This is a genomic window from Aeromicrobium sp. PFPM2_SD2 (genome assembly GCF_057364525.1).
Genome location: NZ_JBNFNZ010000851.1, coordinates 1 through 495, shown reverse-complemented (window position 1 = coordinate 495; position 495 = coordinate 1). Strand labels below are relative to the sequence as shown.

The 495-nt window shown below is 76.4% G+C and carries 1 pseudogene; it reads left to right on the top strand.

Going from position 1 to position 495, the window contains the following annotated elements:
• Positions 1 to 75: 75 nt before the first annotated feature.
• Positions 76 to 495: pseudogene (locus AC2W7G_RS18470) on the top strand (HAD family hydrolase); the annotation flags it as partial.

The window sequence follows — 495 nt, the reverse complement described above, 5'->3', positions numbered from 1 at the left end:
CGACCCACCTGGAGCCCGGCCCGGGCGCGCGTCGCCGCTGAGGCGCGTCGCCCGTCCCGCCCCTACGGTCGGGGGATGAGGCACGTGGTGTGGGACATGGACGGGACGCTGCTGGACTCGACGCGGGTCGTGCCCGACGCCTTCGTCGCGGCGGTCGCCGAGCTCGGCGGTCCGCGCGTCGACCGGGACGAGGTCGTGGCTGCCTACTCGCTCGGCGTGCCCGAGGTGGTGCTCGAGCACTTCCTGGGCCGCGAGCTCGTCGACGGGGAGGCGGAGGCCTACTACGGCCGGCTGGTCGGGGCGGAGGTCGAGCCGTACCCCGGGTTGCCGCGACCATCGACGCGCTGCGGTCCGACGGTCGTCCGGTCGCGGTCTTCACCGGCGCCAGCACGCGTGCCGCCCGGACCCTGCTCGAGGCCGCCGGGCTCGAGGTCGACGTGCTCGTCGGCGGCGACGACGTGGACCGTCCGAAGCCGGCGCCGGACGGGGTGGTGG